This window comes from Sphingomonas sp. CCH21-G11, from assembly GCF_001555965.1.
Classification (GTDB): domain Bacteria; phylum Pseudomonadota; class Alphaproteobacteria; order Sphingomonadales; family Sphingomonadaceae; genus Sphingomonas.
In genome coordinates this window covers 60,108-86,876 of record NZ_LSHX01000017.1, presented here as the reverse complement: position 1 = coordinate 86,876, position 26,769 = coordinate 60,108, and the positions used below count along the sequence as shown (strand labels likewise).

At 69.1% G+C, this 26,769-nt stretch carries 25 protein-coding genes and 1 pseudogene; 9 read left to right on the top strand and 17 right to left on the bottom strand.

The window, feature by feature from the left end; translation table 11 throughout:
* Positions 1 to 3 precede the first annotated feature (3 nt).
* Both AX676_RS03745 and AX676_RS03740 read left to right on the top strand, forming a co-directional pair.
* Positions 4 to 615 carry a CDP-alcohol phosphatidyltransferase family protein gene (locus AX676_RS03745; RefSeq protein ID WP_066480924.1) on the top strand — a complete coding sequence of 204 codons (612 nt, stop codon included), beginning with the start codon at positions 4 to 6 and terminating at the stop codon, positions 613 to 615.
* Positions 612 to 1,202: a TIGR04282 family arsenosugar biosynthesis glycosyltransferase gene (locus AX676_RS03740; RefSeq protein WP_066480922.1), complete on the top strand. Its 591-nt coding sequence runs from the start codon at positions 612 to 614 to the stop codon at positions 1,200 to 1,202. The genes AX676_RS03745 and AX676_RS03740 overlap by 4 nt, the downstream gene beginning before the upstream one ends.
* Positions 1,203 to 1,479: 277 nt before the next feature.
* Here AX676_RS03740 and AX676_RS18210 read toward each other — a convergent pair.
* The 8 genes and pseudogenes from AX676_RS18210 to AX676_RS03705 all read right to left on the bottom strand — a co-directional run.
* Positions 1,480 to 1,875: pseudogene (locus AX676_RS18210) on the bottom strand (glycosyltransferase family 2 protein); the annotation flags it as partial.
* Positions 1,872 to 3,227 carry a glycosyltransferase 87 family protein gene (locus AX676_RS03735; protein WP_066480919.1) on the bottom strand — a complete coding sequence of 452 codons (1,356 nt, stop codon included), beginning with the start codon at positions 3,225 to 3,227 and terminating at the stop codon, positions 1,872 to 1,874. The pseudogene AX676_RS18210 and the gene AX676_RS03735, both read right to left, overlap by 4 nt.
* 47 nt (positions 3,228 to 3,274) lie before the next feature.
* Entirely contained in the window at positions 3,275 to 4,189 is a 915-nt protein-coding gene (locus AX676_RS03730; protein ID WP_066480912.1) for a DUF547 domain-containing protein, read from the bottom strand.
* Positions 4,190 to 4,327: 138 nt separating this feature from the next.
* The gene (locus AX676_RS03725) at positions 4,328 to 5,995 is read right to left on the bottom strand and encodes a formate--tetrahydrofolate ligase (RefSeq protein WP_066480910.1); all 1,668 of its coding nucleotides are present in this window, start codon (positions 5,993 to 5,995) and stop codon (positions 4,328 to 4,330) included.
* A 433-nt stretch (positions 5,996 to 6,428) separates the two neighbouring features.
* Positions 6,429 to 8,018: a class II 3-deoxy-7-phosphoheptulonate synthase gene (locus AX676_RS03720; protein ID WP_066480908.1), complete on the bottom strand. Its 1,590-nt coding sequence runs from the start codon at positions 8,016 to 8,018 to the stop codon at positions 6,429 to 6,431.
* Positions 8,019 to 8,196: 178 nt separating this feature from the next.
* Complete coding sequence (locus AX676_RS03715) at positions 8,197 to 9,132, bottom strand: D-2-hydroxyacid dehydrogenase (RefSeq protein WP_066480907.1); 936 nt, start codon at positions 9,130 to 9,132, stop codon at positions 8,197 to 8,199.
* A gap of 287 nt (positions 9,133 to 9,419) precedes the next feature.
* Positions 9,420 to 10,922 (bottom strand): cysteine--tRNA ligase, encoded by a 1,503-nt coding sequence (gene cysS / locus AX676_RS03710; protein ID WP_066480905.1) that lies wholly within the window; start codon positions 10,920 to 10,922, stop codon positions 9,420 to 9,422.
* A 22-nt stretch (positions 10,923 to 10,944) separates the two neighbouring features.
* The gene (locus AX676_RS03705) at positions 10,945 to 12,546 is read right to left on the bottom strand and encodes a phytoene desaturase family protein (RefSeq protein WP_066480902.1); all 1,602 of its coding nucleotides are present in this window, start codon (positions 12,544 to 12,546) and stop codon (positions 10,945 to 10,947) included.
* A gap of 86 nt (positions 12,547 to 12,632) precedes the next feature.
* Between AX676_RS03705 and AX676_RS03700 the strand changes: the two genes are divergently transcribed.
* The gene (locus tag AX676_RS03700; protein WP_066480900.1) at positions 12,633 to 13,022 is read left to right on the top strand and encodes a hypothetical protein; all 390 of its coding nucleotides are present in this window, start codon (positions 12,633 to 12,635) and stop codon (positions 13,020 to 13,022) included.
* A 70-nt stretch (positions 13,023 to 13,092) separates the two neighbouring features.
* The gene (locus tag AX676_RS03695; protein WP_066480899.1) at positions 13,093 to 13,494 is read left to right on the top strand and encodes a glycine zipper 2TM domain-containing protein; all 402 of its coding nucleotides are present in this window, start codon (positions 13,093 to 13,095) and stop codon (positions 13,492 to 13,494) included.
* Positions 13,495 to 13,507: 13 nt separating this feature from the next.
* On the opposite strand, the gene AX676_RS03690 is transcribed toward AX676_RS03695, so the two are convergent.
* The 5 genes from AX676_RS03690 to xseA all read right to left on the bottom strand — a co-directional run bounded on the left by AX676_RS03690 (position 13,508) and on the right by xseA (position 17,112).
* The gene (locus tag AX676_RS03690) at positions 13,508 to 13,933 is read right to left on the bottom strand and encodes a hypothetical protein (RefSeq protein WP_066480897.1); all 426 of its coding nucleotides are present in this window, start codon (positions 13,931 to 13,933) and stop codon (positions 13,508 to 13,510) included.
* Between the two features lie 68 nt (positions 13,934 to 14,001).
* The gene (locus tag AX676_RS03685) at positions 14,002 to 14,532 is read right to left on the bottom strand and encodes a superoxide dismutase family protein (RefSeq protein WP_082730882.1); all 531 of its coding nucleotides are present in this window, start codon (positions 14,530 to 14,532) and stop codon (positions 14,002 to 14,004) included.
* A 42-nt stretch (positions 14,533 to 14,574) separates the two neighbouring features.
* Positions 14,575 to 15,513 (bottom strand): M23 family metallopeptidase, encoded by a 939-nt coding sequence (locus AX676_RS03680; protein WP_082731291.1) that lies wholly within the window; start codon positions 15,511 to 15,513, stop codon positions 14,575 to 14,577.
* Positions 15,510 to 15,710: a DUF2093 domain-containing protein gene (locus AX676_RS03675; protein ID WP_066480896.1), complete on the bottom strand. Its 201-nt coding sequence runs from the start codon at positions 15,708 to 15,710 to the stop codon at positions 15,510 to 15,512. Before AX676_RS03675 ends, AX676_RS03680 begins: the two co-directional genes overlap by 4 nt.
* Before the next feature lie 19 nt (positions 15,711 to 15,729).
* Entirely contained in the window at positions 15,730 to 17,112 is a 1,383-nt protein-coding gene (xseA, locus tag AX676_RS03670; protein WP_066480895.1) for an exodeoxyribonuclease VII large subunit, read from the bottom strand.
* On the opposite strand from xseA, the gene purD reads away from it, so the two are divergent.
* Both purD and AX676_RS03660 read left to right on the top strand, forming a co-directional pair.
* Complete coding sequence (gene purD / locus AX676_RS03665) at positions 17,111 to 18,370, top strand: phosphoribosylamine--glycine ligase (protein ID WP_066480894.1); 1,260 nt, start codon at positions 17,111 to 17,113, stop codon at positions 18,368 to 18,370. The two genes, xseA and purD, sit on opposite strands and share 2 nt — an antisense overlap.
* A gap of 47 nt (positions 18,371 to 18,417) precedes the next feature.
* Entirely contained in the window at positions 18,418 to 19,029 is a 612-nt protein-coding gene (locus AX676_RS03660; RefSeq protein ID WP_066759988.1) for a hypothetical protein, read from the top strand.
* 9 nt (positions 19,030 to 19,038) lie between these two features.
* On the opposite strand, the gene AX676_RS03655 is transcribed toward AX676_RS03660, so the two are convergent.
* The 3 genes from AX676_RS03655 to AX676_RS03645 form a co-directional block, all read right to left on the bottom strand.
* On the bottom strand, positions 19,039 to 20,508 hold the full coding sequence (locus tag AX676_RS03655; RefSeq protein WP_082730856.1) for a methyl-accepting chemotaxis protein: 1,470 nt from the start codon (positions 20,506 to 20,508) through the stop codon (positions 19,039 to 19,041).
* A 98-nt stretch (positions 20,509 to 20,606) separates the two neighbouring features.
* Complete coding sequence (locus AX676_RS03650) at positions 20,607 to 21,974, bottom strand: FAD/NAD(P)-binding protein (RefSeq protein WP_066480890.1); 1,368 nt, start codon at positions 21,972 to 21,974, stop codon at positions 20,607 to 20,609.
* 14 nt (positions 21,975 to 21,988) lie between these two features.
* Positions 21,989 to 23,077 carry a Gfo/Idh/MocA family protein gene (locus AX676_RS03645; RefSeq protein ID WP_197417048.1) on the bottom strand — a complete coding sequence of 363 codons (1,089 nt, stop codon included), beginning with the start codon at positions 23,075 to 23,077 and terminating at the stop codon, positions 21,989 to 21,991.
* A gap of 31 nt (positions 23,078 to 23,108) precedes the next feature.
* Here AX676_RS03645 and AX676_RS03640 point away from each other — a divergent pair, with 31 nt between their 5' ends.
* Positions 23,109 to 24,005, top strand: coding sequence for an aldo/keto reductase (locus AX676_RS03640; RefSeq protein ID WP_066480995.1), 897 nt, complete (start codon positions 23,109 to 23,111; stop codon positions 24,003 to 24,005).
* Positions 24,002 to 25,093, top strand: coding sequence for an LLM class flavin-dependent oxidoreductase (locus AX676_RS03635; RefSeq protein WP_066480886.1), 1,092 nt, complete (start codon positions 24,002 to 24,004; stop codon positions 25,091 to 25,093). Before AX676_RS03640 ends, AX676_RS03635 begins: the two co-directional genes overlap by 4 nt.
* 67 nt (positions 25,094 to 25,160) lie before the next feature.
* Here AX676_RS03635 and AX676_RS03630 read toward each other — a convergent pair whose 3' ends face one another.
* Positions 25,161 to 25,658 carry a MucR family transcriptional regulator gene (locus tag AX676_RS03630; protein WP_066480884.1) on the bottom strand — a complete coding sequence of 166 codons (498 nt, stop codon included), beginning with the start codon at positions 25,656 to 25,658 and terminating at the stop codon, positions 25,161 to 25,163.
* 454 nt (positions 25,659 to 26,112) lie between these two features.
* On the opposite strand from AX676_RS03630, the gene AX676_RS03625 reads away from it, so the two are divergent.
* Entirely contained in the window at positions 26,113 to 26,766 is a 654-nt protein-coding gene (locus AX676_RS03625; protein WP_066480883.1) for a Crp/Fnr family transcriptional regulator, read from the top strand.
* The last annotated feature ends 3 nt before the right edge of the window (positions 26,767 to 26,769 follow it).

Sequence of the window (26,769 nt, the reverse complement as noted above, 5' to 3'; positions counted from 1 at the left end):
GCGATGTTCGACGCGCGCCTGCGCCCACTGATCGATCCGCCGCTCAACGCGATCGGGCGCGGGCTGGCACGCGCGGGCGTGAGCGCCAACATGGTGACCATCGCGGGGCTCGCAGTCGGGCTGGGCGGCGCGGCGGCGGTTGCGTGGCAGCACTACCTGCTCGCGCTGGCGCTCATCCTGGTCAGCCGGATGCTCGACGGGCTGGACGGCGCGGTGGCGCGGGCCACCACGAAAAGTGATTTCGGCGGCTATCTCGACATCGTCTGCGACTTTGCCTTCTATGTCGCGGTGCCGGTCGGCTTCGGGCTGGCGACGCCCGCCAACCTGCCCTCCGCGCTGGTGCTGGTCGCGACCTTCACCGTCACGGGCATCAGCTTCCTCGCCTTTGCCGTGCTGGCGGCGCAACGGGGGATCGAGACGACCGCGCACGGCCAGAAGAGCTTTTTCTACAACAGCGGCCTTGCCGAGGGGGCGGAGACGATCGCGACCTTCGCCGCCATGTGCCTGTGGCCAGCGGGGTTCGCGTGGCTGGCGAGCGGCTATGCGGTGCTGTGCGTCCTGACCGTCGTGCAGCGCACGATCGCCGCGCATCATTTCCTGAAGCACGCGCCATGAGCGCGCCGCGCATCGTCCTGTTCGCGCGCTGGCCCGAGGCGGGGCAGGCAAAGACCCGACTGATCCCCGCGATCGGTGCGAAGGCGGCGGCGGCGTTGCACGCGCGGCTGGTCGAACGCACGCTGGCGACGATGCGGCACAGCGGGCTCAGTTTCGAGGTGCATTTCACCGGCGCACCCGCCGAGCAGTTCGCGCAATGGCTGGGCGACGATCTCACGCTGGTCGCGCAGGCGGCGGGCGATCTGGGCCGGCGGATGGCCGCGGTCGCGACGCCCTGCGTCCTGATCGGCGCGGACATTCCGGACCTTGGCGCAGATCACCTGAACGATGCGGCGGATGCGGTCGCACGGGGGCGAACCGTGATCGGCCCGGCGGCGGACGGGGGCTATTATCTGATCGGGCTGCCCGCATCCGCGCCCGACCTGTTCACCGACATGGCGTGGGGGACGGCGCGGGTGCTGGCGGAAACGCTGGATCGGCTGGCGCGGCGGGGTGTGGCCCCGGTGATGCTGCCGGTGCTGCACGATCTGGACCGGCCCGAGGATCTGGCGCGCTGGCAGGCGCTGGTGCCGGTGGCGGTGCCGTGAGCGCGGCGCGCGCGATCATCGCCAGGATGTGCCAGCTTGCCAGCACCACGCCGCGCAGCGTTCCCGACACTTTCGACCGGCCGATGCGGACGCGATAGTCGACCGGCACCTCAAGGCTGCGCAGGCCGTGCTGGGCGGCGCGGATCTGCATCTCGACCGTCCAGCCATAGGTCATCTCTCGCATCGCCAGCCGCCGCAGCGCGTCGGCGCGGATGGCGCGGAACGGCCCCAGATCGGTGTAGCGCACCCTCCAGATCCGCGCGATCAGCCAGCAGGCAAGCGCGTTACCCCAGCGTTGCTGGGGGGTCAGCGCGCCCGCCATCCGCCGCCCGCGCACGCGCGAACCGATCACCATGTCGGCATCGCCCGCACGGATCGGGTCGATCAGCCGCGCCATTTGTTCGGGATAGTCGCTGTGATCGCCGTCGAGGAAGACGAGGATGTCGGCACCGAGCCGACCGGCCTGCGCGATGCCGGCGCAGCAGGCGCGGCCATAGCCGGCGCGCGGCTCCGTCACCACGACCGCGCCGCACGCGCGCGCGACGGCAGCGGTGCCATCGGTCGAGCCATTGTCGGCGACGATGACATGATCGGCACAGCGCGGGATGGCGGCCAGCACATGCGGCAGCGCGGCGGCCTCGTCCCGGGCCGGGATGATGACGACGACGGTCACGCGCCGGCCCGCGTCCGTGCCCGTGCCTCATGCGCCAGCAGCAGCCAGGCGGGGCCGGCCGACAGCGCGGGGGCGAGCCAGAACCATGCAGCCGGATCGGGGCGCAGCTGGACCCAGAAATCGAGATAATAGGCCGGGGCGCACGCCATCAGCGCGATCAGGCTGGCGCGCGGCTGGACGGTGGCGACCGGAACCAGCCACAGCGCGTACCAGGGATAGCCGGTCGGCCCGAGCAGCAGCAGCAGCAGGATGGCGGTGCCGGTGGCATGGATGCGCGCCAGCGGCTCAGCCGGGATGCGAAGCCAGACATGCGCGACATAGCCGGTCAGCAGCGCGGCGACGGCGAGCCGGACGGCCGCCCCGGGATCGGCGACCCACCCCTGGAGCAGCGCAACCGCGGCGGGGAAGGCGAGCGCGTTGCGCTGCCAGTCGGCGCTATAGCGCGCGAGCCCGGAGTCGTCGGTCGCGACCGCGACTTGCGGGGCGACGAGGAACAGGGCAGCGGCGACGATCGCGATGCCCGTCGCGATCGCGCGACGATCGCGGCGCAGCATCAGCGGCGCGACGAGCAGCGGCCACAGCTTGACCGCCGCAGCACCGGCGAGCGCGGCGGCCATGCGCCGGGTCCGCCCCGCGGCAAGCATCCACAGCGCGGCGGCGAGGAAGGGCAGCAGCAGCGCATCCATATGCGCGCTGTTCGCCAGTTCCTTGAGCGCGAGCGGGTGCCACCAATAGATTGCGAGCCATTGCGGCGGCCGCTTCAGGCTGGCCAGCGCGCCGAGCAGGAACCCGGCGGTTGCCAGTTCGGCGATCAGCACGACGATCTTCCACCCGGTCAGCCGCCAGGGCGTCAGCCAATGGCCGAGCGCAAAGCCGATCTGGGCGAGCGGGGGATAGATGGTCGCGATGTGCGGGTTGTTGATCCGCAACAGAATGTCGTGCCCGTCGCGCGCCAGCGATTCATGGCCCGGCGGCGGCGGGGTCGGACGCAGACCCGCCTGCGCCAGCAATCGCTCGGCGAGCGGTGACGTCACGAACCGCGCGGGCGGATGGCGATAGGGATTGCCGCCGTTCGCCACCACGGCACCGTCCCATTGATAGCGGTAGAAATCGTCCTCCAGAATGGGGACGCTGGGGATCAGGGCCAGGCGCGCGACCAGCCCGACCGCCAGGATGAACACGACCGACCGGGCGGGCGTTGGATGGCCTTGCGGCGTCTCCCTGGAAAGAACGGCGATGAACCCGGCGAACAACAGGCCGGTGAGCGCGAATGCGGCGGTGAAGGCGAGCACCGGGCGTTCGCCCAGCGGGATGTCCCAGGCGAAGTGCGGCGCGAAGCCGATCAGCAGCACCGCGGTGCCGAGCGGGACAAGCGCGCCGGCGCGAACCGCGGCTGGCGTCAGGAACCGGCTCCGCCGCCGGCACCTGCGGTCGGGCGGAACCCGCCGTGCAGATCCTGGTCCGCGAAGCTGCGCTCGGCGAAGGCATTGAGGGTCAGCCGGTTGTCGGGCGCCAGCCGGGTCGCTGCGCCCAGCTTTGCCCCCAGCTTGTTGTCGGCGAGCGACCGCAAATGCATGAGCAGCGCGGCGTCGTCGCCGCCCAGGTGCGCGCGGCGATCGAGCACGAAGCGCGGGATCGTCGCGGCGTCGGCCTTGGTCCGAACGACGCCGGAGCGGTTGATGAAGCCGCGCGCCGCCGCCGCGAGATCGGCATCGAGCGTCGCGCCGCGATAGGCCTGGCGCGGAAAGGCAGGCGCTTCGCGTACCGGCAACGGAAGGCCGTAGACGATGTGGGGGTGCCCCGCGGCGCGGGCCAGCACGATCGCGTCGATGTCGGCGATCGAGAGGTCGACGCCGGCCACGTTCGCCATGCGGGCGGTCAGGAACGCGTTGCCGGGTTCGAGCCACTGGGCGGGCTTGGCCGACGGAAACTGCTGGGCGGTCGCCTTGATCAGCAGCAGCGTGCGAAAGTTGAGCCAATAGGCCAGCTGCTCATCGGCGTTCAGGCCCCGCGGGTCGATACCGCTGAACGCCGAAACGAGCTGGTCGATGACTCGTTCGCCGTCGCCCTTCAGCGCGCTGTAGCGCACCGTCGTGGAGCTGCCCTCGTCAACGACGATCGCGTTCAGCACGTCGTCGACGACCTTGTAATTGATCGGTGCGCTTGTGGCGGGGGCAGGGGCGACGAAGGGGGCCAGATGCGCCTGATCGACGGTCAGTTCGCCCGCCGAGGGCATTGCTGTGCCGATAAGGGCGAGAAGCGGTGCGGCGGCGAGCAGAAGCGCCGGGCGATAGGATCGGGTGAAGCTGGGCATCGAGGGGTCTCCTGCTGGCAGGCGCGTTGCCCGAGGGTTCGCCGGCGCGGCCGAAACGGTTACGCCGGGCGTCGTCAGAATTAGCATGCCGGCGCTCGCCCGGCTTTGCGCAACCCTGCTAAATTCGTGGCGGCCGGTTCAGAACAGGCCGTCGATCTGGCCATCGGCGTCGATCCGGATCGCCTCGGCAGCGGGCGTGCGCGGGAGGCCGGGCATCGTCATCAGGTCGCCGCAGATCGCGACGACGAACCCCGCGCCCGCCGCCAGCCGCACCTCGCGCACCGTCACGACATGGCCGGCCGGCGCGCCGAGCAGGGCGGGGTCGGTCGAGAAGCTGTATTGCGTCTTGGCCATGCAGACGGGCAGGCGGCCGTAGCCTTCGCTTTCCCAGCGTTTCAACTGGGCGTGGACGGCGGGGGAGGCCACCGCTTCCTCGGCGCGGTAGATGCGGGTGGCGACCGTGTTGATCTTGGCGAACAGCGGCAGGTCGTCGTCATAGAGCGGCGCGAACTGGCCGGCGTCCCTGTCGGCAAGTGCGGCGACCGCATCGGCCAATTCGACCGCGCCCGCGCCGCCCTCGGCCCAGTGGCGGCACAGGATCGCGCGACTGCCGTGCGCGGCCGCGACCTCATGCAGCACGGCGAGCTCGGCATCGGTGTCGGTGCCGAAGTGGTTGATCGCGACAACGGCAGGAACGCCGAACTGGCGGATATTTTCCAGGTGGCGGATCAGGTTGACCGATCCGCGCCGCACCGCGTCGACATCTTCGCGCGCCAGATCGCCCTTGGCGACGCCGCCGTTCATCTTGAGCGCGCGCACGGTCGCGACGATCACCGCCGCGCTGGGGGTAAGCCCCGCCTGGCGGCATTTGATATCGAAGAACTTCTCCGCGCCCAGGTCCGCCCCGAATCCCGCTTCGGTGACGACATAATCGGCGAGGCCCAATGCGGCGCGGGTCGCGATCACCGAGTTGCAGCCATGCGCGATGTTAGCGAACGGCCCGCCATGGATCAGCGCGGGATTGCCGGCGAGCGTCTGGACCAGGTTGGGCTTGATCGCCTGCGCCAGCAGCACTGCCATCGCGCCGCTCGCCTTCAGGTCGGCGGCGGTGACCGGGCGGCGATCGCGCGTGTAGGCGACGACGATGCGCCCCAGCCGTGCCTCCAGATCGTCGAGATCGCGCGCGAGGCACAGGATCGCCATGACTTCGGACGCCACGGTGATGTCGAAGCCGCTTTCGCGCGGGAAGCCGTTGGCGGTGCCACCGATCGACTGGACGATGTCGCGCAGCGCGCGGTCGTTCATGTCGAGGACGCGCCGCCACACCACGCGGCGCACATCGATATCGAGCGCGTTGCCCCAATGGATATGGTTGTCGATCATCGCGGCGAGCAGGTTGTGCGCGCTGGTGATCGCGTGGAAATCGCCGGTGAAATGGAGGTTGATGTCCTCCATCGGCACCACCTGGGCATAGCCGCCGCCGGTCGCCCCGCCCTTGGTGCCGAAGCACGGTCCGAGCGAAGGTTCGCGCAACACCAGCATCGTGCGTCGCCCGGTCAGGTTGAGCGCGTCGGCCAGGCCGACCGACGTGGTGGTCTTGCCTTCACCGGCGGGGGTCGGGTTGATCGCGGTGACGAGGATCAGCTTGCCCTGATGCCCGGACGGCGCGTCGATCCGAACGAGCTCGATCTTCGCCTTGTGACGGCCATAGGGCTCGACCGCCGCCTCCGGGATACCGGCGCGCGCGGCGATCACGTGGATGGGCTGGAGCGTGGCGGCGCGCGAGATCGCGATGTCGGACAGCATGGCGCGGGTGTAGCGGGGCGCGCCGTGGGGGGCCAGATGATGTTCACGTCGCCCCGGCGGAGGCCGGGGCCGCTGGCCGATGGTCCGCGACAGTTACCAGAGGCCCCGGCCTCCGGGGTTCCCCGCAAAGTATTACTTTGCGGGGGTCCCTCCGCCGGGGCGACGGCTCATTGGCGAGGCAGGACCCATTTCAAACGTCACCCCGGCGAAGGCCGGGGTCTCTGGCAAAGGGTGCGCTACACCGGCCAGAGGCCCCGGCCTTCGCCGGGGTGACGAGTAGCTTTGGTCCGCCCCCACATTCCTTCGTCACCCCCGCGAAGGCGGGGGTCCACCGGGCTGTCAGGCTGTCCGCTCGAGGTCGAGCGCTTCACCTGCTGGGCGGTGGACCCCCGGCCTACGCCGGGTTGACGATCATTACAGGAGCGGTAGGCGCTTACGCAGCCGCGCGGCGGCGTTCCTGCATTTCCTCGTTGAGCATCTCCGCGAGCAGGAAGGCGAGTTCCAGGCTCTGGCTGGCGTTCAGGCGCGGGTCGCAATGGGTGTGGTAGCGATCGGCCAGCGACTGCTCGGTCACCGCGACCGCGCCGCCGGTGCATTCGGTGACGTTCTGGCCGGTCATTTCCGCATGGATGCCGCCGGCGATCGTCCCCTCGGCGCGGTGCACCGCGAAGAAGCCGCGCACTTCGGCGAGGATGCGATCGAAGGGCCGCGTCTTGTAGCCGTTGGCGGCCTTGATGACGTTGCCGTGCATCGGGTCGCAGCTCCACACCACCGGATGCCCCTCGCGCTTCACCGCGCGGACCAGCTTGGGCAGACCATCCTCGATCTTGTCATGGCCATAGCGGGTGATGAGCGTCATGCGGCCCGGCACCCGCGCGGGATTGAGCGTGTCGAGCAGGCGCAGCAGCACGTCGGGCTCCAGGCTGGGGCCGCACTTCATGCCGATGGGATTGCCGATGCCGCGCAGGAACTCGACATGCGCCGACCCCTCGAAGCGGGTGCGATCGCCGATCCACACGAAATGCGCGGATGTGTCGTACCAGTCGCCGGTCAGCGAATCCTGCCGGGTCAGCGCCTGCTCATAGGGCAGGAGCAGCGCCTCGTGACTGGTGTAGAAGCTGGTGCCTTTCAGCTGCGGCACGGTGTCGGGACTGATCCCGCACGCTTCCATGAAGTCGAGCGCTTCGCCGATGCGGTCGGCGACGTCGCGATATTTCTTGGCCCAGGGGCTGGAGCCGAGGAAATCATGCGTCCAGCGATGGACCTGGTGGAGATTGGCATAGCCGCCCTGGGCAAAGGCGCGCAGCAGGTTGAGCGTCGCGGCGGACTGGAGATAGCCCTGCACCATGCGCTGCGGATCGGGGATGCGCGATTCGGGCGTGAAGGCGATGTCGTTGACATTGTCGCCGCGATAGCTTGGCAGCTCGACGCCATCGATCACTTCGGTGGGCGCGGAACGCGGCTTGGCGAACTGGCCCGCCATGCGACCGAGCTTCACCGTCGGCAGCTTGGACGCGAAGGTCAGCACCACCGCCATCTGGAGGATGACGCGGAAGGTGTCGCGGATGTTGTTGGGGTGGAACTCGGCAAAGCTCTCCGCACAGTCGCCGCCCTGGAGCAGGAACGCCTTGCCCGCCGCGACCTTGGCCAGCTCCGCGGTCAGCTCGCGCGCCTCGCCCGCGAACACCAGCGGGGGGTAGCTCGACAGCGTGTCGGTCGCTGCTTTCAGGGCGGCGGCGTCGGGGTAATCGGGCAATTGCCGCGCTTCGGCCGCGGTCCAACTGCTCGGGGTCCAGCTACTCATGTCATTCTCCGAAATGCGGGCGGTCACGAACCAGTCGGCGTGATGGGCGATGCCGTTGCCCGCGATCTGATTGACCGCGGCGGCGGACGCGCGCTTGCCATCCTCCTCCCAGCCCTGAACCGTGCTGCCCGGCGCGCCATACCACGCACCGAAGGCGGCGCGGCTGATGCCACGCTCCTCGCGAAACCGCCTGATCTTGATGCCTGCCAGTGTCGTCATGGGGAGCCATTTACGCTAACGGGGTAAATGTGCAAGGGTGTGGCGGGGGCTTGTGCAAGCGGCACGTTTCTCGACTTCGCTCGAAACGAACGGGAGGGAGGAGCACGGTTGAGCTGAAACATATCCAACCAGAACGCCGTTCGTTTCGAGCGAAGTCGAGAAACGCGAAGCAGTCCGCTCAGTAGCCCGCGTCGAGATCCACGACATTGCGCATCGGCCGGCCGGCCAGGAACGCCCCCAGATTCTCCAGGAACAACGCCCCCGCCCGCTGGAACATCGTCCTCTGCGCGCGGCCGGACAGGTGCATTGAGTGGAGCACGTTGGGCGTGGTCCACAGCGGATGGTCGGCGGGCAGCGGCTCGGGCGTGACCGTGTCGAGGAACGCGCCGCCGATCCGGCGGGCGGTGAGCGCGGCGATCAGCGCGTCCTGATCGATCATGTCGCCGCGCGCCATGTTGACGATCCAGGCGGTCGGCTTCATCGCCGCCAGCTCGGCCGCGCCGATCATCGCGCTGGTCTCGCCGGTCGAGGGTGCGGCGAGGATGATCCAGTCGAATTCGCCGAGCCGCGCGCGCCACTGGTCCGGGGTCAGCGTGCCGTCACGGCCCGATCGCGTGACGCCGGTTACCTCCATCTCAAATGCGCGTAGCCGCGATGCGATCAGCCCGCCGATCGTGCCCATGCCGATGATGAGCGCGCGCCCGCCGGCCAGCTCGATCGTGCCGGGCGAGGCGACCGTCCATTCGTGGCGGTCGGCGATGCGGACCACCTCGTCATAGCGCTTGGCGGCGGCGAGCATCCCCATGACCGCATATTCGGCGACCGCATTAGCGTTGATGCCGGTGCCGTTGGTGACGATCGTGCCGCGCGATTTCAGCAGCGCGGTGTCATAGGCGTCGACGCCCGCGCGCAGCGTGAACAGCCATTTGAGCATCGTGCCCGCGGCGGCGATCGCGGCGCTGTCCGCCGACGACTGCACGTCGGCCCAGGCGATGTCGGCATCGCCGATCGCGGCCAGTGCATCCTCGACCGAGGTGAACCAGTGCGGGGTGAGGGCGGCAGGGAGATGCGGCTCGAGCAGCGGGCGGGCGATGGCGGGGAGCACGGCTTTCATGGGGGCCAGTTTATGCTGTGGGGTGGGGAAGGGAAGGGGCCGCTGATGATCCACGCGTCGCCCCGGCGGAGGCCGGGGCCTCATGCAGGAGTAGCACTCTTTCTGCCAAAGGCCCCGGCCTCCGCCGGGGCGACGGCTGCATTTTAGTGACGCTGCAACAACTGAACCGTCACCCCGGCGCAGGCCGGGGTCCACTCCGCCACCCGCGCCGCCCTCAATCGTTGGCACAGCACCCGCCGCCCGGTGGACCCCGGCCTGCGCCGGGGTGACGATGGCTGGGCTGGAGCCTATTCGCCCAGCTTCCAGTCCCAGCCGAGCGGGTCGCCGTCCATCACCTCGACCCCCGCTGCCGTGAGTTCATCGCGGATCGCGTCGGACGTGGCGAAATCCTTGGCCGCCCGCGCCTCCTTGCGGCGGGCGAGTGCGGCTTCGATCTCGGCTTCGGTGATGGTAGCGGCCTTGGGGCGGATGCGCAGGTCGGCGCGGGTGAGGTTGAGTATGTTTAGTCCTAGAATCCTGTCGATCTGCCGCACGGCGAATAGGGCGTAACTGACAGATTGAGGAACCTTGGCCGGCACAGACCCTGCAAATTCTTCGAGCAGAACTAGAGCCGGCGCAGTGTTAAGGTCGTCACAAATAATCAAATCGAGCCGATCTAATCTATCCACATCACTTTTGAGCGGACTTAGCAGGGAAGCAGGCATAACATCTTCATCTGAAGAAAAATCTGCCCAGAGCTGTGATAGTCGTTCCACCGCCATTACCATCCGCTTCAACCGCGTCAGCGCCGCCCCCAGGCCTTCCCAACTAAACTCCAGCTCGCTCCTGTAATGCGCCTGCAGGCACATCAGCCGGTAGGCGAGCGGGTGGTAGCCCCGGTCGATCAGCAGTTGCAGCCGCAGGAACTCGCCCGACGACTTCGACATCTTGCCCGAGCGTTCGACGAGGAAGTTGTTGTGCATCCAGATCTTCGCGCCAGAATTGCGCGGATCGTCCAGGCCGTTGGTACAGCAGAACGCCTGGTTCTGCGCGATCTCGTTCGGGTGGTGGATTTCGCGGTGGTCGATTCCGCCGGTATGGATGTCGAACGGGAAGCCGAGCGTCTCCTCGCTCATCACGCTGCATTCCAGGTGCCATCCGGGCGCGCCTTTGCCCCAGGGGGAGTCCCATTCCATCTGGCGCGTCTCGCCCGGTGGGGTCTTGCGCCAGATCGCGAAGTCGGCGGCGTTGCGCTTGCCGTCGACCGGGTCGATGCGGCTCTCGCCCTCCTCGGTGCTGGCGCGCGCGAGTCGGCCGTAATCGGCGACGGTCGACACGTCAAAATAGAGGCCGCTCGGCAGCTCGTAGCAATGCTTGTCGGCGATCGACTTCGCGAATTCGATCATGCGGGGCACATAGTCGGTGGCGATCGTCCACTGCGCAGGCTCGGTGATGTTGAGCGCCTTCACGTCGGCCCAAAACGCTTCGGTATAATGGTGCGCAATGTCCCAGATCGACTGGGCGCGCTGGGCGGCGGCCTTTTCCAGCTTGTCCTCGCCCGCATCGGCATCGTCGGTCAGGTGGCCGACATCGGTGATGTTAATGATGTGCGTGAGCTTGTAGCCCTTGTACCGCAACACGCGCCCCAGCGTGTCGGCGAACACATAGGCGCGCATGTTGCCGATATGGGGATAGTTATAGACCGTCGGGCCGCAGCTATAGACGCGCGCCTCGCCGGGGTGGACGGGCTCGAAGGTCTCGAGCCGGCGCGTCAGGCTGTTGTAGAGCCGTAAGGGGGTGGCGTCGGTCATGGGCGCAGGCTTTAGCGGCGGCTCAGCGGCGTGCAAATCCCCGGCGTTTCCAATCGCGCACGATGGCCCGCGCGGCATTGTGCCCAGGCGCGCCGGTGACGCCGCCGCCGGGATGCGCGCCGGAGCCGCAGAGATAGAGGCCGGTCAGCGGCATCCGGTAGTCGGCATGGCCCAGCATCGGCCGCGCCGACCAGAGCTGGTCGAGCGACATGCGGCCGTGGAAGATGTCGCCATCGACAAGCCCGAATTTGCGCTCCAGGTCGAGCGGGGTGTGGATCTGGCGCGCGACGATGCTGGCGGTGAAGCCGGGGGCGAAGCGTTCGACGGTGGCGATCGCGGCGTCGGCCGCGTCCTCGCGCACGTCGTCCCAGCTGCGGCCGTCGGGCAGCGTGGGCGCGAAATGCTGGCAGAACAGGCTGGCGACATGCGCGCCCGCTGGGGCGAGGCTGTCGTCGAGGGTCGAGGGGATCAGCATCTCGACCACCGGCTCGCGCGACCAGCCGTGAACCCGCGAATCCTGCCAGGCGCGGTCCATGTAGTCGAGGCTGGGGGCCATGATGATCCCCGCGCCCAGATGTGGCCCGGCCTCGGGCAATGCGGTGAAGCGGGGCAGGGCGGAGAGCGCGACGTTCATCCTGAGCGTGCCTGATCCGCCCTTCAACCGCGCGGCGCGCGCGCGGAAATCGGCGGGCAGGTCGCTCGGGTCGATCAGGCGGTTGAAGAGCAGCTTCGGCCCGACATTGGAGACGACGCGCACTGCCGCGATTTCCTCGCCGCTCTCCAGCCGCACCCCGGCGACGCGCCCGCCATCGGCCAGCACCCGCGCGACCGGGGCGTCGGTGCGCAGCGTGACGCCGGCCGCGCGGCATGCCGCCGCCATCGCCTGGGTGATCGCGCCCATGCCGCCGATCGCGTGGCCCCATGCGCCCTTTTGCCCGTTCACCTCGCCGAAGACGTGATGAAGCAGGACATAGGCGGTGCCCGGCGTGTCGGGACTGGCGTGATTGCCGACGATTGCATCGAAGCCGAACAGCGCCTTGACCGGATCGCTATCAAACCAGCCGTCGAGAAATTCGCGCGCGCTGAGCGTGAAGAGGTCGAGCAGGTCGCGCTGGGCGGCAAGATCGAGCCGCGCCAGCCGCCGCGACTGGCCGAGTGCCGCCAGCATCGCGCCGACGCCGCCGCCGACATTGGGCGGGGCGGTGAGCGCCAGGTCGCGCAACACGTCCGCCACCCGATCGAGCGCCGCGGCATAAGCAGGCAATGCATCGGCATCGCGGACCGAGAATTTGGCAAACTCGGCTCGAGTGTCGGCCTGTCCGCCCGACTGCAGATAGCGGCCATCGGACAGCGGCAGGAAATTGGCGATCGGCCGGTCGACGACGCGATAGCCGTGATCGTGCAGCCGCATGTCGGCGATGACGCGGGACTGGAGCAGGCTGACCGTGTAACTCGCGGTCGAATTGCGAAAGCCGGGGTGAAATTCCTCGGTCACCGCCGCACCGCCCAATATCTCACGCCGTTCGAGCACACAGACTTTCAGCCCCGCCCGCGCGAGGTAGAAGGCACAGACCAGGCCGTTATGACCGCCGCCGACAATGACGGCATCGAAGCGGGTCGACATGGCGCGCACGCTAACGATCCGCACATGGCTGGGAAAGGGCGGCGCCAGCGGGTAGAAGAGGCCAGCATGGAAAGCGAGGCCGCGACGTGATCTATATCCTGCTCAATCTCGGCGCGATCGCCGCGGCAACGCTGGCCGGGCTGATCATCGGCGTCGCCTTTCTGCGCCTTGGCAGCGTGCGGGCACGTCCCGGCGTCCGGTTGCTGCTGGTCGCGATCGTCATGGAGTTCTGGCTGGCGTCGATCCTGGCGGGCGCACTGATCCTCGCCCCGCCCAAGGGCGGCGAATGGACGATGGCGATCGGCTCCGCCTTCGTCATCTGGATCGGCTTCGTCCTGCCCGTCCTTGCCGTCGGCCACACCGCGCGGGGACAGGGCGCGCGCGTGGTCGTCGCCGACGCGGCGCATTGGCTGGCGGTGATGCTGGCGCAGGCGGTCGTGCTCAAGCTGATCGGCCTGGTGCCGCCGCCGGCCTGACGCCCGCTGCAACCTTTCGCACCCCCCAGCGGTTCACTTGTCCGAGAACAACATGGACGGGAGATCGGCGATGCGCGCGATGATGATGGGTGTTTCGGCGGCTGTGCTGCTGGCAGGCTGTACCGGGCTGAACCAGTATGACGACGGCTATTCGAACTATCGCAACTATGACTATAACCGGCCCGACCCGTCCTATGGCGGTTATGACGCGGCGCGCTACTACCGCGAGGACCGCCGCGCGCGCGAACGCCGGCTGGCGGAAAATGAACGCATCTATCGCGGCCAGGACGGCCGTTATTATTGCCGCCGCCCCGATGGCACGACCGGGCTGATCGTCGGCGGTATCGCCGGCGGCGTGCTGGGCAATCTGATCGCACCGGGCGGATCGGAGACGCTGGGCACCGTGCTGGGCGCGGCCGGCGGCGCGATTGCCGGGCGCGCGATCGAGCGCGGCCGGGTCAGCTGCCGCTAGGACGCCGCCGCCGCTAGCTGGCGGGTGTGCGCGGCTTGCGAACCGCAGGCCGCGCCGCCGCCGGTTTGCGCGGCTTTGCGACCGTCGGCTTGGGGGCGGCCGGCTTTGGTGCTGCCGGCTTGGGCGCGGCCGGCTTAGCTGCAGTCTCCGTCGGAGCAGCGGGTGCCGGCGTTTCGGTGGGTGTTGCCGCCGCCTTCGCGGTCTTGCGCTTCGGCGCAGCGGTTGAGCTGTCCTTCACACGCGCACGGATTTCGCCCGCCAGTGCCTCGAGTGCGATTGCGGCGAGTTCGGCCAGAACCGGATGCTTGGCGAGCGCCTTCGCGCTCGGCTTGCCGAGCGGAAAATCCCTGGGGAGATTGAGTGCAGCCAGCGCACGTTGCGCGGCGCTGCCCTTCTTGCCTTCGCCCGATTTCTTCGCGTCCGCGTTCTTCTTCGGCATCGCCTGTTCTCGCCTCCACTGGGGGAGGCGAGTGTTCCGCGCGGCGACCCGCTTGTCAACGCGGCCGCTCAGGACGCGGCAAACACCCCACAGGCGACTCGACCGCCGCTGTTGCCGGACGGATCGGTCTTCAGATCGTCGGGGCCGGCATGAACGACGAACGCCCCGCCGTCAGCATCGAGCAGACCGTCCATCGTACCGCCCGCCAGCGTGAATTCGACGCGGCCATTGCCGGCGGCATCGACAGTGAGGTTGGGCAGGTCACCCGAATGCGGGCCGGCGGGGTTCATGCTGCCGTGCTGACGCGCGGTCGGGTTCCAGTGGCCCCCGGCGGTCGTGAAATCGGGTGCGTCGCACCGACCCACGGTGTGGATATGGATCCCGTGCTGGCCGGCCGTCAGCCCGCGCGCGTCGACGCGGACCTCGATCCCCGTCGCGGCGGCGGTGGCGGTCACCCGGCCCGCGTCGCCGCCCGTCGCCGTGCGCAAATCGGCCACCGCGATCGGCCCGGCCGTATCCGCCGTCGCAACCGTTTCGCCATCCATCGCGCAACCCGCAATCAGGGGCAGGGTCATCAGAGTGATCAGGGTCAGTTTCATCGCGTGGCGCTCCCATGTTCCGGTTCGGCTCGATGTTCAGCTTCAATCCTCCGCGGCGCGCGCGGTTCCGCTGGTGCCCGTTCTCTGCGCGTCGAAACGCGAGATTTCTTGCGCGTTCCCGGCATCTTCGCGCGCGGGCGGGCCAAGCAGCACGACCGGATCGATGCGCGCGCCGTGCCAGGTGACCCCCCAATGGAGGTGCGGCCCCGATGCGCGACCGCTCGCCCCGATCGCGCCGATCGGCTGACCCTGACGCACTTGGTCGCCTTCGCGCACGTCGATGCGTGACAGGTGGAGAAAGGCGCTGTTCAGTCCCATGCCGTGATCGACGATCAGCAGCCAGCCCTCGAGCGTGAAGGGCGAGTCGGCGGCGAGCGTGACCACGCCGTCGGCGGGCGCAACAACCGGCGTACCGGCGGGACGCGCGACGTCGACGCCCGAATGATAGGCACCGGGTTCGCCGCGATAGATGCGCTGTGATCCGAACCGTCCCGATATCCGGCCGTTCGCCGGCCAGACAAAGGCTTGTCGCCAGCCCGCGCTCTCGCTCATCCGGTCGCGCGCGGCGGCGATGCGGGCCAGCTCGGCGGGACGCCGGGCGGCGAACTCGGCGCTCGGCTGGGGAAAGCGCGCTACCCTGTCGAGCCGCTGGATCGGCCAGTCGCGCGGCGCGACCGCGATCTGCTGGCGATGCAAAACGCCGGCTGCGTCGGTGAGCGCCAGCGTCGCCATCGGCCCGGCATCGCGATCGATCGCGACCAGGAAGCTTCCGTCCCCGGCGACCCCGACCGCGCGATCGTCGAGCATGAGCCCGCTCCAGCCGCGCGGGACCCGGCCGCGCGCAATGCCGCCCTGAACGAACGGGCGATCGAGCTGGACCACGGCCATCAGCGAAACGGCCCGATCGTCATTCCGGGCCAGCACTGGCGACGCGACGACGACCGCCGCGATCACACAGGCACCAACCGTGCGCAGCCTCATCCGCCCGCAAGCCGCGCGGTGGCGATCTCCGCACTGGCATAGGGTTCCTGGCGCGCGACGCTCCAGTAGCGCAGCGCGTCGAGCGGAATACGCTCGCCGCTGACCGCGCAGACCACATGATCGCCCGCGCTGAGCATCCGATAGCCGTTGGCGAGATAGTGGAGGCGCGCCGCGCGCGCGGTGTTCGACATCAGCATGGCTGGCCTGTTTCCTGGTCTAGAGCAGGCGTTGCTGCTCGGGTTTGTCGTCAGGATAGGGCTTCGATCCCGCGCGCTCAACCTTGGCATCAATCGCGCCGTCGCGGAAATGGAGCGTCAGCGCGCCCGTCGCGCGCGCATCCGCCGCGCTCGTCACCGCCTGGCCGTTGAGGCGCGCGGCCACGCGGACATAGCCCTTGGCGAGCAGGTTGTCGGGATTGCCGGCATCGAGCCGCGCCCCCGCCAGCCGCAGCGCGGCGCGGGCCGCATCGAGCCGCCGGTCGAGCATCGCCGGACGCAGGGCACCGCCCGCGCGGTCGAGGCTGCGCCGCGCCAGCACCACCCGGCGCTCGAGCGCGAGCCCGAGACGCTGCGCCAGATCGTCGGTGCGCTGGCGCTGCGGGCCGAGCAGCGCCTCGCGCCGCGGGATCAGCCGGGCAAGCGCGGCCAGCCGCTCGGCGGCGCGATCATGATAGCGGCGCGCGCACCGTTCGCTGCGCAGCGCCAGCGTCGCCACCTGATGGCGCACATCGGCGAGCACCGGCACCGCAATCTCCGCGGCTGCGGTCGGTGTCGGCGCACGCAGATCGGCGGCGTAGTCGGCAAGCGTCGTGTCGGTTTCGTGCCCGACGGCCGAAATGACCGGGATGGTGCAGTCGGCGATCGCGCGCACCACCACTTCTTCGTTGAAGGCCCACAGATCCTCGATCGAGCCGCCGCCGCGCGCGACGATCAGCAGATCGGGGCGCGGCATCGGCCCGCCATCGACGGGCAGGGCGTCGAAGCCGCGGATCGCGCGCGCCACCTGGGCGGCGGCGCCGTCGCCCTGGACCTGGACCGGCCAGACGATCACATGGCTCGGGCAGCGATCGGCGAGGCGGTGGAGGATGTCGCGGATGACCGCCCCGGTGGGCGAGGTGACGACGCCGATGACGCGCGGCAGAAAGGGCAGTGGCCGCTTGCGCGCCGCGTCGAACAGCCCCTCCGCGCCAAGCTGTGCCTTGAGCTTTTCGAGCAGCGCCATCAGCGCGCCTTCGCCGGCCAGCTCCAGCCGGTCGATCACGATCTGATATTTGGACCGGCCGGGATAGGTCGTGACCTTGCCCGTCGCGATCACCTCGATCCCGTCCTGCGGGGCGAAGGGGATGGCAGCGGCCGCACCGCGCCAGATCACCGCATCGATCACCGCGCCTTCGTCCTTGAGCGCCAGATAAACGTGCCCCGACGCCGCGCGCTTGTAGCCGGAAATCTCGCCGCGCAGCCGGACCTGGCCGAACTCGCGCTCGACGGTGCGTTTCAGCCGGCCCGACAATTCGCTGACGCTTTCCGGCGCGGCGTTGTCGCCCGGCACCGTCTCGGCTACCAGCCGCGTCACTGAATCGTCGAACAAGGGATCGGGCATGAACGTCCTGCTGATCGGATCGGGCGGGCGGGAACATGCGCTTGCGTGGAAGCTGGCGCAATCGCCGCGTCTCGATACGCTTTATGTCGCGCCTGGCAACCCCGGCATGGCCGCACACGCGACCCGGGTCGCGCTCGATCCCGCCGATCACGACGCGGTCGTCGCCTTTTGCGGCCGCCACGCGATCGCCTTCGTGGTGATCGGGCCGGAAGCCCCGTTGGTCGCGGGCCTTGCCGACCGGCTGCGCGCCGAGCGCATCGGCGTCTTCGGCCCCAATCGGGAGGCCGCGCAGCTGGAAGGATCGAAGGGTTTTACCAAGGACCTGTGCGCGCGCGCCGGCATTCCGACGGCGCGCTATGTACGCGTCGCATCCCCCGACGCCGCGCGCGAGGCACTGGCCGGCTTCACACTGCCGGTGGTGCTCAAGGCCGACGGCCTGGCAGCGGGCAAGGGCGTGATCATCGCGACCACGCCCGACGAGGCGGACGCGGCGATCGTCACTCTGATGGCCGAACCCTGCGCGGAGCTGGTCATCGAGGCGTTCCTGACCGGCGAGGAAGCGAGCCTGTTCGTGTTGACCGACGGGACGCACCTGATGCCCTTTGGATCGGCGCAGGACCACAAGCGGGTGGGCGAGGGCGATACCGGCCCCAATACCGGGGGCATGGGCGCCTACAGCCCAGCCGCGGTGCTCACGCCGGAACTGATGCAGCGCGCGCTGGACGAGATCGTGCGGCCGACGATCGACACGCTGCGGCGCGACGGCATGCCTTATTCTGGCGTGCTCTATGCCGGACTGATGCTGACCGACGGCGGTCCGATGCTGATCGAATATAATTGCCGCTTCGGCGACCCGGAGACGCAGGTGCTGATGATGCGGCTGGAGGACGACCTGCTCGAGCTGATGCTGGCGACCGATGCGGGCACGCTGGGCGACCATGCGCCGGCGCGCTTCGCCGACGAGGCCGCGCTGACCGTCGTGATGGCGGCCAGCGGCTATCCCGGCCCGGTGGCGCCCGGCGCGCCGATCGCGGGGATCGAGGCAGCCGAGGCAACCGGCGCGCGCGTCTTTCACGCCGGCACGCGGCTGGCCGACGACCGGCTGGTGGCGAGCGGCGGGCGGGTGCTGAACGTCACCGCCACGGGGCCGAGCGTCGCCGCCGCACAGACGGCGGCCTATCGCGCGGTCGACCGCATCGACTTTCCCGGCGGCTTTTGTCGGCGCGACATCGGCTGGCGCGAAGTCGCGCGCGGCTGAACCGACCGGCACTGGTCGGCGGCGGCATCGGTGATATGAGTGCGCCCATGGACAAATCGCTTCCGCCCTCGACCCCCCTGGCTGCCGCCGACCGGATGTGGCCCTTCACGCTCACCCATTTCGTCCTGATCGGGCTGTTCGCGCTGGTCGCGCTGTACATCATCTGGCGGGGACGGCGGCTGAAGCAGCGGCGGCGCGAGGCGGAGGCCGAGCTGCTGGAAAGCGGGCATGGCTTTCGCCTGGACGCGGGCAGCCCCGATATCGAGGATCAGCCCGCCCCGGTCGCACCGGTCCCGCAAGAAGCTCCGGCACCGCAGCTGCAGGCCGCGCCGGTTCCGTCGCAAAATCCGGAACCGCAGGTGCGGGCGGAACCGCCGCCGGCGTCACCCGCCGCTGCATCGGACCTCACGATCCTGAAGGGCGTCGGGCCACGGGTCGCGGCGCGACTGGCCGAGGAGGGCGTGACGTCGCTGGCCGTGCTCGCTGCGCTGACGCCCGAGCGTGCCGCGACGATCGACGCCGCGCTGGGCAATTTTGCCGGGCGGATGGCCCGCGACAAATGGGTCGAACAGGCGCGGCTGATCGTGGCGGGCGATGTGTCGGAATATGAGCGGCAGTTCGGCGCGCTCGATCGCGGACGGCCCGCGCAATCGAGCTGAGCCGCGCGATCAGGCGGTCGCTTCGACCAGCTGGTCGCCGGCGTTCACCAGACTTTCGGCCAGACCCGACGCGCCGATCGCCAGCGATCGGGCATCCTGGGCATCGACATAGGCAAATTCGAAATTGCCCCAGCGCCGGCCCCGGAACCAAAGCGGCACGAACACCGTCTTCAGCGGCAGGAAATCCTCCTCGCCCAGCGCCATGCGGTAGCAATTGAGCATCGCCGGCGCGCTGCTCTCGATCGCGCGGCGGGTGGCGTCGTCCATCATGATCCGGCGGTCGCGGCACCATTTCATGTTCCAGGCGATGTCCTTGCCCTGGCGCTGGGAGCGCAGCGTCAGGTGGGTGGGCAGATAGCCGTTCACGTCGCTGATGACCGATCCGATCATACCCGGCGACCAGGTGCTTTCGCGGTCGAGGATCGGCCGGATGTGCCGGTCGGCGAAATCGTTGAACCCCGTATCGTAGCGCGGCGGGTTCGACCCAGGGATCAGGCGGTAGTTGCAGTCGAACACCGCATCCTCGCTCACCTCGCCACGGGCGATGCCGGCCTCGACAAGCCGCTCGATCTCGCGTGCGACCTCCTTCGCGCGCTCGATCGATGGCGTGTCGCCGGTTTCCAGCCCCGACATCGCAAGCCGGTCGAGCGTCAGATTGGCTTCGACCTCGAGCGTGTCGACGCGGGCGCGGGCGCGGGAAAGGTTCACCGCGTTGATCCGCAGCGCATCCGCGAATTTGGCGATGTCGCGGCTGGCCTCGGCCACACTCGCCTCGATGCCCGCGACCGCCTCGGTCACCTCCGCCGACTGGCCGTCGACCATGGTGATGATCTCGCCGGCATCCGCCATGCTCGCCCGGATGCGCGCCAGTCCGCGTTCAGCCGACAGGCTGCGCATCATCCCGTGCTCGATCTCCTGGACCAGTCGGGATGCTTCACCCGACAGCACGTCGATCGTCGTGTCGATGCGGCGGGTGGCTTCGCGGGTTTCGCTGGCCAGCCCCTTGACCGCGGCGGCGACGACGCCGAATCCGCGGCCCTCGACCCCGGCGCGCGCCGCCTCGATCGCGGCGTTGAGCGCGAGCAGGTTGGTCTGCGTCGCGATCCGCGCGATCACGTCGGAGACCGAGCGCACCTCGCTCATCGCGTTCGACAGGTCGGTGACGTGCGCCCCGAGGCCACTTACCAGCGTCGTGAGTTCGCCGAAGCTCGACGTGGCTTCCTCGATCGCCTGGGCGTTCTGTTCGAGCTTGCTGCGGACCTGATCGGACAATTTGCGGGTCTGGGCCGCGGCATGATCGGCGGCCTGCTGGTTGATGACCAGCCGGTCGACGACGCGCGACAATCCGCCCAGATCGACGCTCTGTTCGCTGATGTCGGAGGAAACCTGGCCAAGCTGGCCGGCGATATCGGCGCAATTGATGACCAATGCACCAAGCGCCCGCGACGTCTCCTCGATTGCGTTCCCCGTTCTGGTCACCGCGCCGCTTCTCTGAAACCGTGGTTAACGCGATCTAACGCCGCAATCTTATGATATTCCTAATTTCGTGCAGCGGTGCGCGCGTCGGGTGCGTTCGATCAAAGTCCCTCGCCGCCGACCCAATGCGCGTTGGACAGGGTACGCGCGACGTTCCAGGTCTGGACGCGGATGTCGGGCACGGCGACGACCTCCCAATAGGCACCCCGCGTCATCGGGCCGATCGCGTGGATTCGCGGGTCGGGCGTCCCGTCGCGGCCGAGCACGCAGGTGTCGGCGGCGATGTCGATCCCCAGCCGCGCGGCGTCGGGCCGGATGCGGCCGCTGTCGAGCAGCTGGCGCAGCAGCGGCTCGGTGCTGCGGAGCAGGTCGCCCTGGGGCCCGGTGCAGTTGACCATCCGGCGGACATGCTCGCGCACGCTTCGTTCGTCGCCGCGCGGTTGCCATTCGATGGCCAGCCCGGAAATGTCGGACGCCGCGCGTCGCACCCGCCCGGCGCGGAAGCTCAGCCGGCCGGCCGCGACGAGTCGATCGATCCGCTCCGCGATCTCCGGTGCCAGCCGGTGGCGATGCACATCCCAGAATGGGCGCAGATGGCGCAGGAAGCGCCGCCGCGTCGCGACATCCGCACCCGACCACATCAGCTGGGTCACCGGGCGCAGCGCGTCGACCGCACAGCGCCAGTCGCTGCCTGGGGCCGCCGCCGCGGCCCGGACCAGCCGCGACAGCTCCGACAGGCGCTGGGCGGGCTTTTCGTGCCAGGGGGTCACCGGCGGCTGGCCGATCATGTGCGCGCGCGGACGCAGGCCCCGCCGCGACATGGCGACGATGCGCCCGCGAAACCCGCGCCGGTCGAGCAGCAGCGCGGCGTCAACGGCGGTCAGCCCGGTGCCGAGCAGCAGCACCGTATCGTCGTCGGTCAGCCCCTCGGCGATGTCGGCGGCCCATGGGTCGTCGCAATACTGGTCGCGCGGTAGCCTGTCGGGATCGACGCCCGGTGGCGCATGCGGCGGCAGGTTGCCGAGCGCCAGCACCGCGCGCTCGAAACGCGCCGCGGTGCCATCGTCAAAGCGCGCCTCGACACCCGTTGCGTCGCTGGCGAGCGCGACGACGTCGCCGTTGACGACGCGCAGCCGATCACCGGCGCGCGCGCGCGTTTCCGCCAGCAGCGCGGCGAGATAGCGGCCATAGGCGGTCCGCCGGACGAAGCTGGTCGCGCCACCCTCGCCATTGGCCTCCAGCCAGCGGACGAAGTGACCGGGGTCGTCGGGCAGGGCGCTCATATTGCCGGCGCGCACATTGAGCAGGTGGCTGTCGTCGGCGGCGCTATAAGCCACCCCGCGCGCGACCTGGCCGGGCCGGCGTTCGACCAGCGTCGCGCGCGGCCCATCGTGGCGCATCAGGTTGATCGCGAGCAGCGTGCCCGAAAAGCCGCCGCCGACGATCAGCACATGATCGCCCGGGTTCATCGGCGCGCTCAGGCTCAAAGGCCCAGCTCCGCCATCGCGACGACGCGATGTTCGCGCGCGCTGAGTTCAGCGGCGGCACCCATCGCCATCGCGCGCAGCCCGTCCTCGGCGGTTACCTGTACCGGACCTTCGCCCCGGATCGCGGCGGCAAACGCCTGATGCTGATAGAAGGTCGCGCCGTGGTGCGAGCCCGCCGCCATCGCGGCCTCGTCGACGGGGACATGCCAGCGTTCGACCGCCTTGGGTCCACGCCAGTCGACACGCGGGCTGAACACGAGGTCGCCGGGCGGGATCAGCACGTCGAGGCGGGCGCGATCACCGGTGGCCGACATCTCCTCCTGATGCTCGGCGCCCTCGGCGAACATGCACAGGTCGAGCATCGCGCGCACGCCGTTGGCGAAATCCACGACGGTGTAGCTGTTGTCGAGAATGTCGGGGGCGCGGCCGTCATAGCGTTCGTCGAGATGATTGACGTCACGGCCGCCCGAACAGAAGACGCGCACCGGCTCCGACCGCACGATCAGTCGCATCAGGTCGAAGAAATGGCAGCATTTCTCGACCATCGTCCCGCCGGTGTTGCGCGCGAAGCGGTTCCAGTCGCCGACCTTCGGCAGAAAGGGAAAGCGATGTTCGCGGATCGACAGCATCCTGAGCTGGCCGACTTTGCCCGCATGCACCTGCGCGATGAACTCGGCCGCCGGCGGCATGAAGCGATATTCCATCGCGGTCCAGAAGGGGCGGGCGCGGTCCCGTGCCTGATCGACCATCCAGCGGGCGTCGGCGATCGTGGTGGCCAGCGGCTTTTCGCACAGGATCGCGACATCGCGGTCGAGCAGACGCGCCACGACATCGCGATGCGTGTGGTTGGGCGCGGCGATGACGATCGCATCGACATCGGCGGCGGCGGCGAACGACGCCACGTCGTCGAACGCGCGCACGCCCGCGGCCCGGTCCCCCAATGCGGCGCGTGCCCAATCGAGCGAGGCGGCGACCGGATCCGCGATCGCGACGATTTCGGCACCGGGCAGGATCATCAGGTTGCGCAGATGTTCGACCCCCATCATGCCCGTGCCGACAACGCCGTAGCGGATCGCAGCTACCATCCGTCAAATCCCTGTGCCAAAGATCGTCGCCATGACGAGCCTCCGCCTTTCTCCCGATCCGCACCCGCTGGGCAAGAGCGAACTGACCGTATCCCCGATCGCGTGGGGGATGTGGCGCTTCACCGGCACCGACGTGGCGGCGGCGCGCGCGCGTGTCGATGCCGCGCTGGACGCGGGCATCACGCTGTTCGATACCGCCGACATTTACGGCTATGGCACGCCGGAGGGCTTCGGCTCGTCGGAGGCGCTGTTCGGCCGGGTGCTGGCCGACGCACCGGCGCTGCGCGACCGCATGGTCATCGCGACCAAGGGCGGCATCACCCCGCCGCGCCCCTATGATTCGAGCGCGGCCTATCTGGCGGCAGCCGTCGACGCCTCGCTGGCGCGGCTGGGGATCGACGTGATCGACCTCTACCAGATCCACCGCCGCGATTTCATGACCCACCCGCAGGAGGTGGCCCGCGCGCTCGCCGCGATGGTCGCCGCCGGCAAGGTCCGCGCGATCGGCGTGTCCAATTACAGCCCCGCGGAGGTCGACGCGCTGCAGGCGTTCCTCGACCTGCCAATCGTCACGACCCAGCCCGAATTCTCGCCGCTGCGTGTCGCGCCGCTCTATGACGGCACGCTCGACCAGGCGATGGCACGCGACATGGCGGTGCTCGCGTGGTCGCCGCTCGCCGGCGGTCGGCTGCTCGACCCCGATCATCCCGCGCATGGGCTGCTGGCCGAACAGGGTGCGGCCCATGGCGTCGACGTGACGGCGGCGGCGCTTGCCTGGGTGATGGCGCATCCAGCGCGGATCATCCCGATCGTCGGATCGCAGCAACCCGACCGCATCCGCGCATCGGCCGACGCCTACAAGGTCGAATGGACCCGCGACCAATGGTATGCGGTGATGCAGGCCGGGACAGGGGAGCGCCTGCCATGAACGGAACCGAACAGCCGTGTGAGATCAGCTGGTTCTCGGCGCTGTGCGACGACGATTATGAATTTCTGGGCGTGCCCGATCCCCGGCTGAAGTCGAGCTGGGAACATTGCCGCGACATCGTGCTGCAGGCCGAAAGCGGCGGCTTCGACAATATCCTGCTGCCGTCGGGCTATGCGCTCGGCATCGACACCACCGCATTCGCCGCGGGCATCGCCGCGCTGACCCGGCGCATCCGTTTGCTGATGGCGGTCCGGATCGGCGAGAGCTGGCCGCCGCAGCTGGCCCGCCAGATCGCGACGCTCGACCGGATGCTCGGGCTGACCGGCGGCGGGCTGCCGCGGCTGACCGTCAACATCATCTCCAGCGACCTCCCGGGCGAGACGCTGGACAGCGCGCCGCGCTACCAGCGCACGGTCGAGGCGATGCACATCCTGCGCACATTGCTCAACGGCGAGCATTTGAAGTTCGACGGCGATTTCTGGAAGCTCGATCTGGCGCCACCGGGGGTCACCACGCTGACCGGGAAATGCCCGCCGCTCTATTTCGGGGGCCTGTCACCCGCCGCGCGCGAAGCCGCCGCGCAGGGGTGCGACGTCTATCTGATGTGGCCGGATTCGATGGCCGGCGTCCGCGCGATCATCGCCGATCTGCGCGAGCGGGCCGCGCGCCACGGCCGCACGCTCAAGTTCGGCTATCGCGTCCATGTCGTGGTGCGGGAGTCCGAGGCCGAGGCGCGCGCCGCGGCCGACCGGCTGCTGTCGCGACTCGATGCCGAAACCGGGGCCGCGATCCGTGCACGCTCGCTCGACAGCCAGTCTGCGGGCGTCGCGCGCCAGGCGGAGCTCCGCGAAGCCGCCAGCGCCAGCGACGGTTATGTCGAGGACAATCTGTGGACCGGCATCGGCCGGGCGCGTTCAGGCTGCGGTGCGGCGATCGTCGGCGATCCGGATCAGGTTCTCGCCAAGCTGAACGCCTATCGCGCGGAAGGCATCGATGCCTTCATCCTGTCCGGCTATCCACACGCCGCCGAAGCCGACCTGTTCGCACGTCACGTATTGCCGCGCATCGCGCACGCGCCGCTCGGCTGAGCCAGACGTCAGCGGCAAGCGCGCGATTTCGCGCGCAGCGGGCGACCTGCACCCGCTGCGCGGCCGGTCAACCCTGCTTGGTCGCGCGGCGCCGCGTCGGTGCCGCCGGCGCGTCGGTTTCAGCGGCCTTGGGGCGACGGCCCCGCGATCCGAGCCCGATCTTTTTGGCCATGGCGCGCCGCTGTTCCGAATAGCTTTCGGCGACCATCGGATAATCCGGGCGCAGATTGTACCGCTGACGGTATTCCTCCGGCGTCAGGCCGTGAGTCGAGAGATGACGGCGCAGCGTCTTGTAAGGCTTGCCGTCGATCATCGAAATGATCGCGTCGCGCGATGCCAAAGACTTGCGGACCGACACCGCAGGCTTGTGCTCCATCGAGCCCGCCGAGTCTTCGCTCTCGCCACCGGCATCAGCGGCGCCGGCAAGACCGGTCAGCGTCGTATGCATGGTCCGAAGAAAAGCGGGGACCTCTTCCGCCGCAATCCGGTTGTTCTGATTGCCGAGCCAGGCGATCGTCAATTCGGTCGCGAGCTCGACTGGGTTAAGCGCGGTTTCGTCTGTCATGGTTTCTCTTTCTTGCTTCATGCCGCGGATAATCGCGCGCGATTAATCCATTTCGGCGCTATTTTAATTTGACGCAAGGTGAAACCTCTTCCCGGGGGCAAGTTCATTCACGCGCGCAATCGATTGGCGTTCGATTTCGGGACTGGTCCGGGCGCGACCGGCCCGTCAGGTCCCGGCAATCCGTCGTCACCAATCCACGACCGTGCGCGAGTCGACCTTTTCGCCCGCGAAAAGGCGGCCCGGCCGCGAGCGGCCGGGCCAAGGTGCGGTCCCGCCTGACGACGGTTCCGTCGGGTCGCAATATCGTCATAGGCGCGTCGGGCAGGCCGCGCTGTGATGAAGGTCACGCCCGGTCGATCCAAAGTTGCGCGTGTCGTTCAAAGCGATGGTATAGGGGTGCGCACGGTCGACGGCGGCGGGTGCCCGTCGCGGGTTAGTTCCGGGGGGAAGCGAGGTGCCGAGAGTTGATCGGATCGCAGCCGTTTCGGCGTTCCTGGGATGCGAAACCCACCTGGCAACCGTGCTCGAGGCCCAGATGAGCCGCGTCGCCTATGCCCGGTCCGACGTGATCGCGCACCAGGGCGACGCCGCCGACCGGTGCTGGCTGATCATCGACGGGCTGGTCAATGTCGAGTTCATCGGGTCGGACGGCCAGCGCTCGCAACTGACCTTTCACGGTCCGGGCGAGGTCATGGGCGCCTATCCCGCCGCGACGACGCATCGCGCCGACCTGATCGTCCAGCGCGATGTGGAGGCGCTGACCATCGCGTCGCGCTCGCTCGACCGGCTGGCGACCGAGCATCAGCAGATCGGCGCCGGGCTTGCACGGCTCTTCGCGCGCCAGCTCGACTTCGCGCTCGATCGCATGACCGCGCGATCGACGTTGAGCGCGGTCGGACGCGTCTATGCGGAAATCCTTCGGCTTGCGGGCGAGACCCGCCGGATCCAGCCCCTGCCGAAGGTCACCTCGCTTGCCGTCGCGGCGAACACGACCCGCGAGACGGCGTCGCGCGCCATCGCGGTTCTCGAGCGTCGCGGCATCGTCGAGCGGGCCGGCGGTGCGCTGACCATCGTTTCGCCTCGGTTGCTCGCCGAACTGATTGCCTGATCG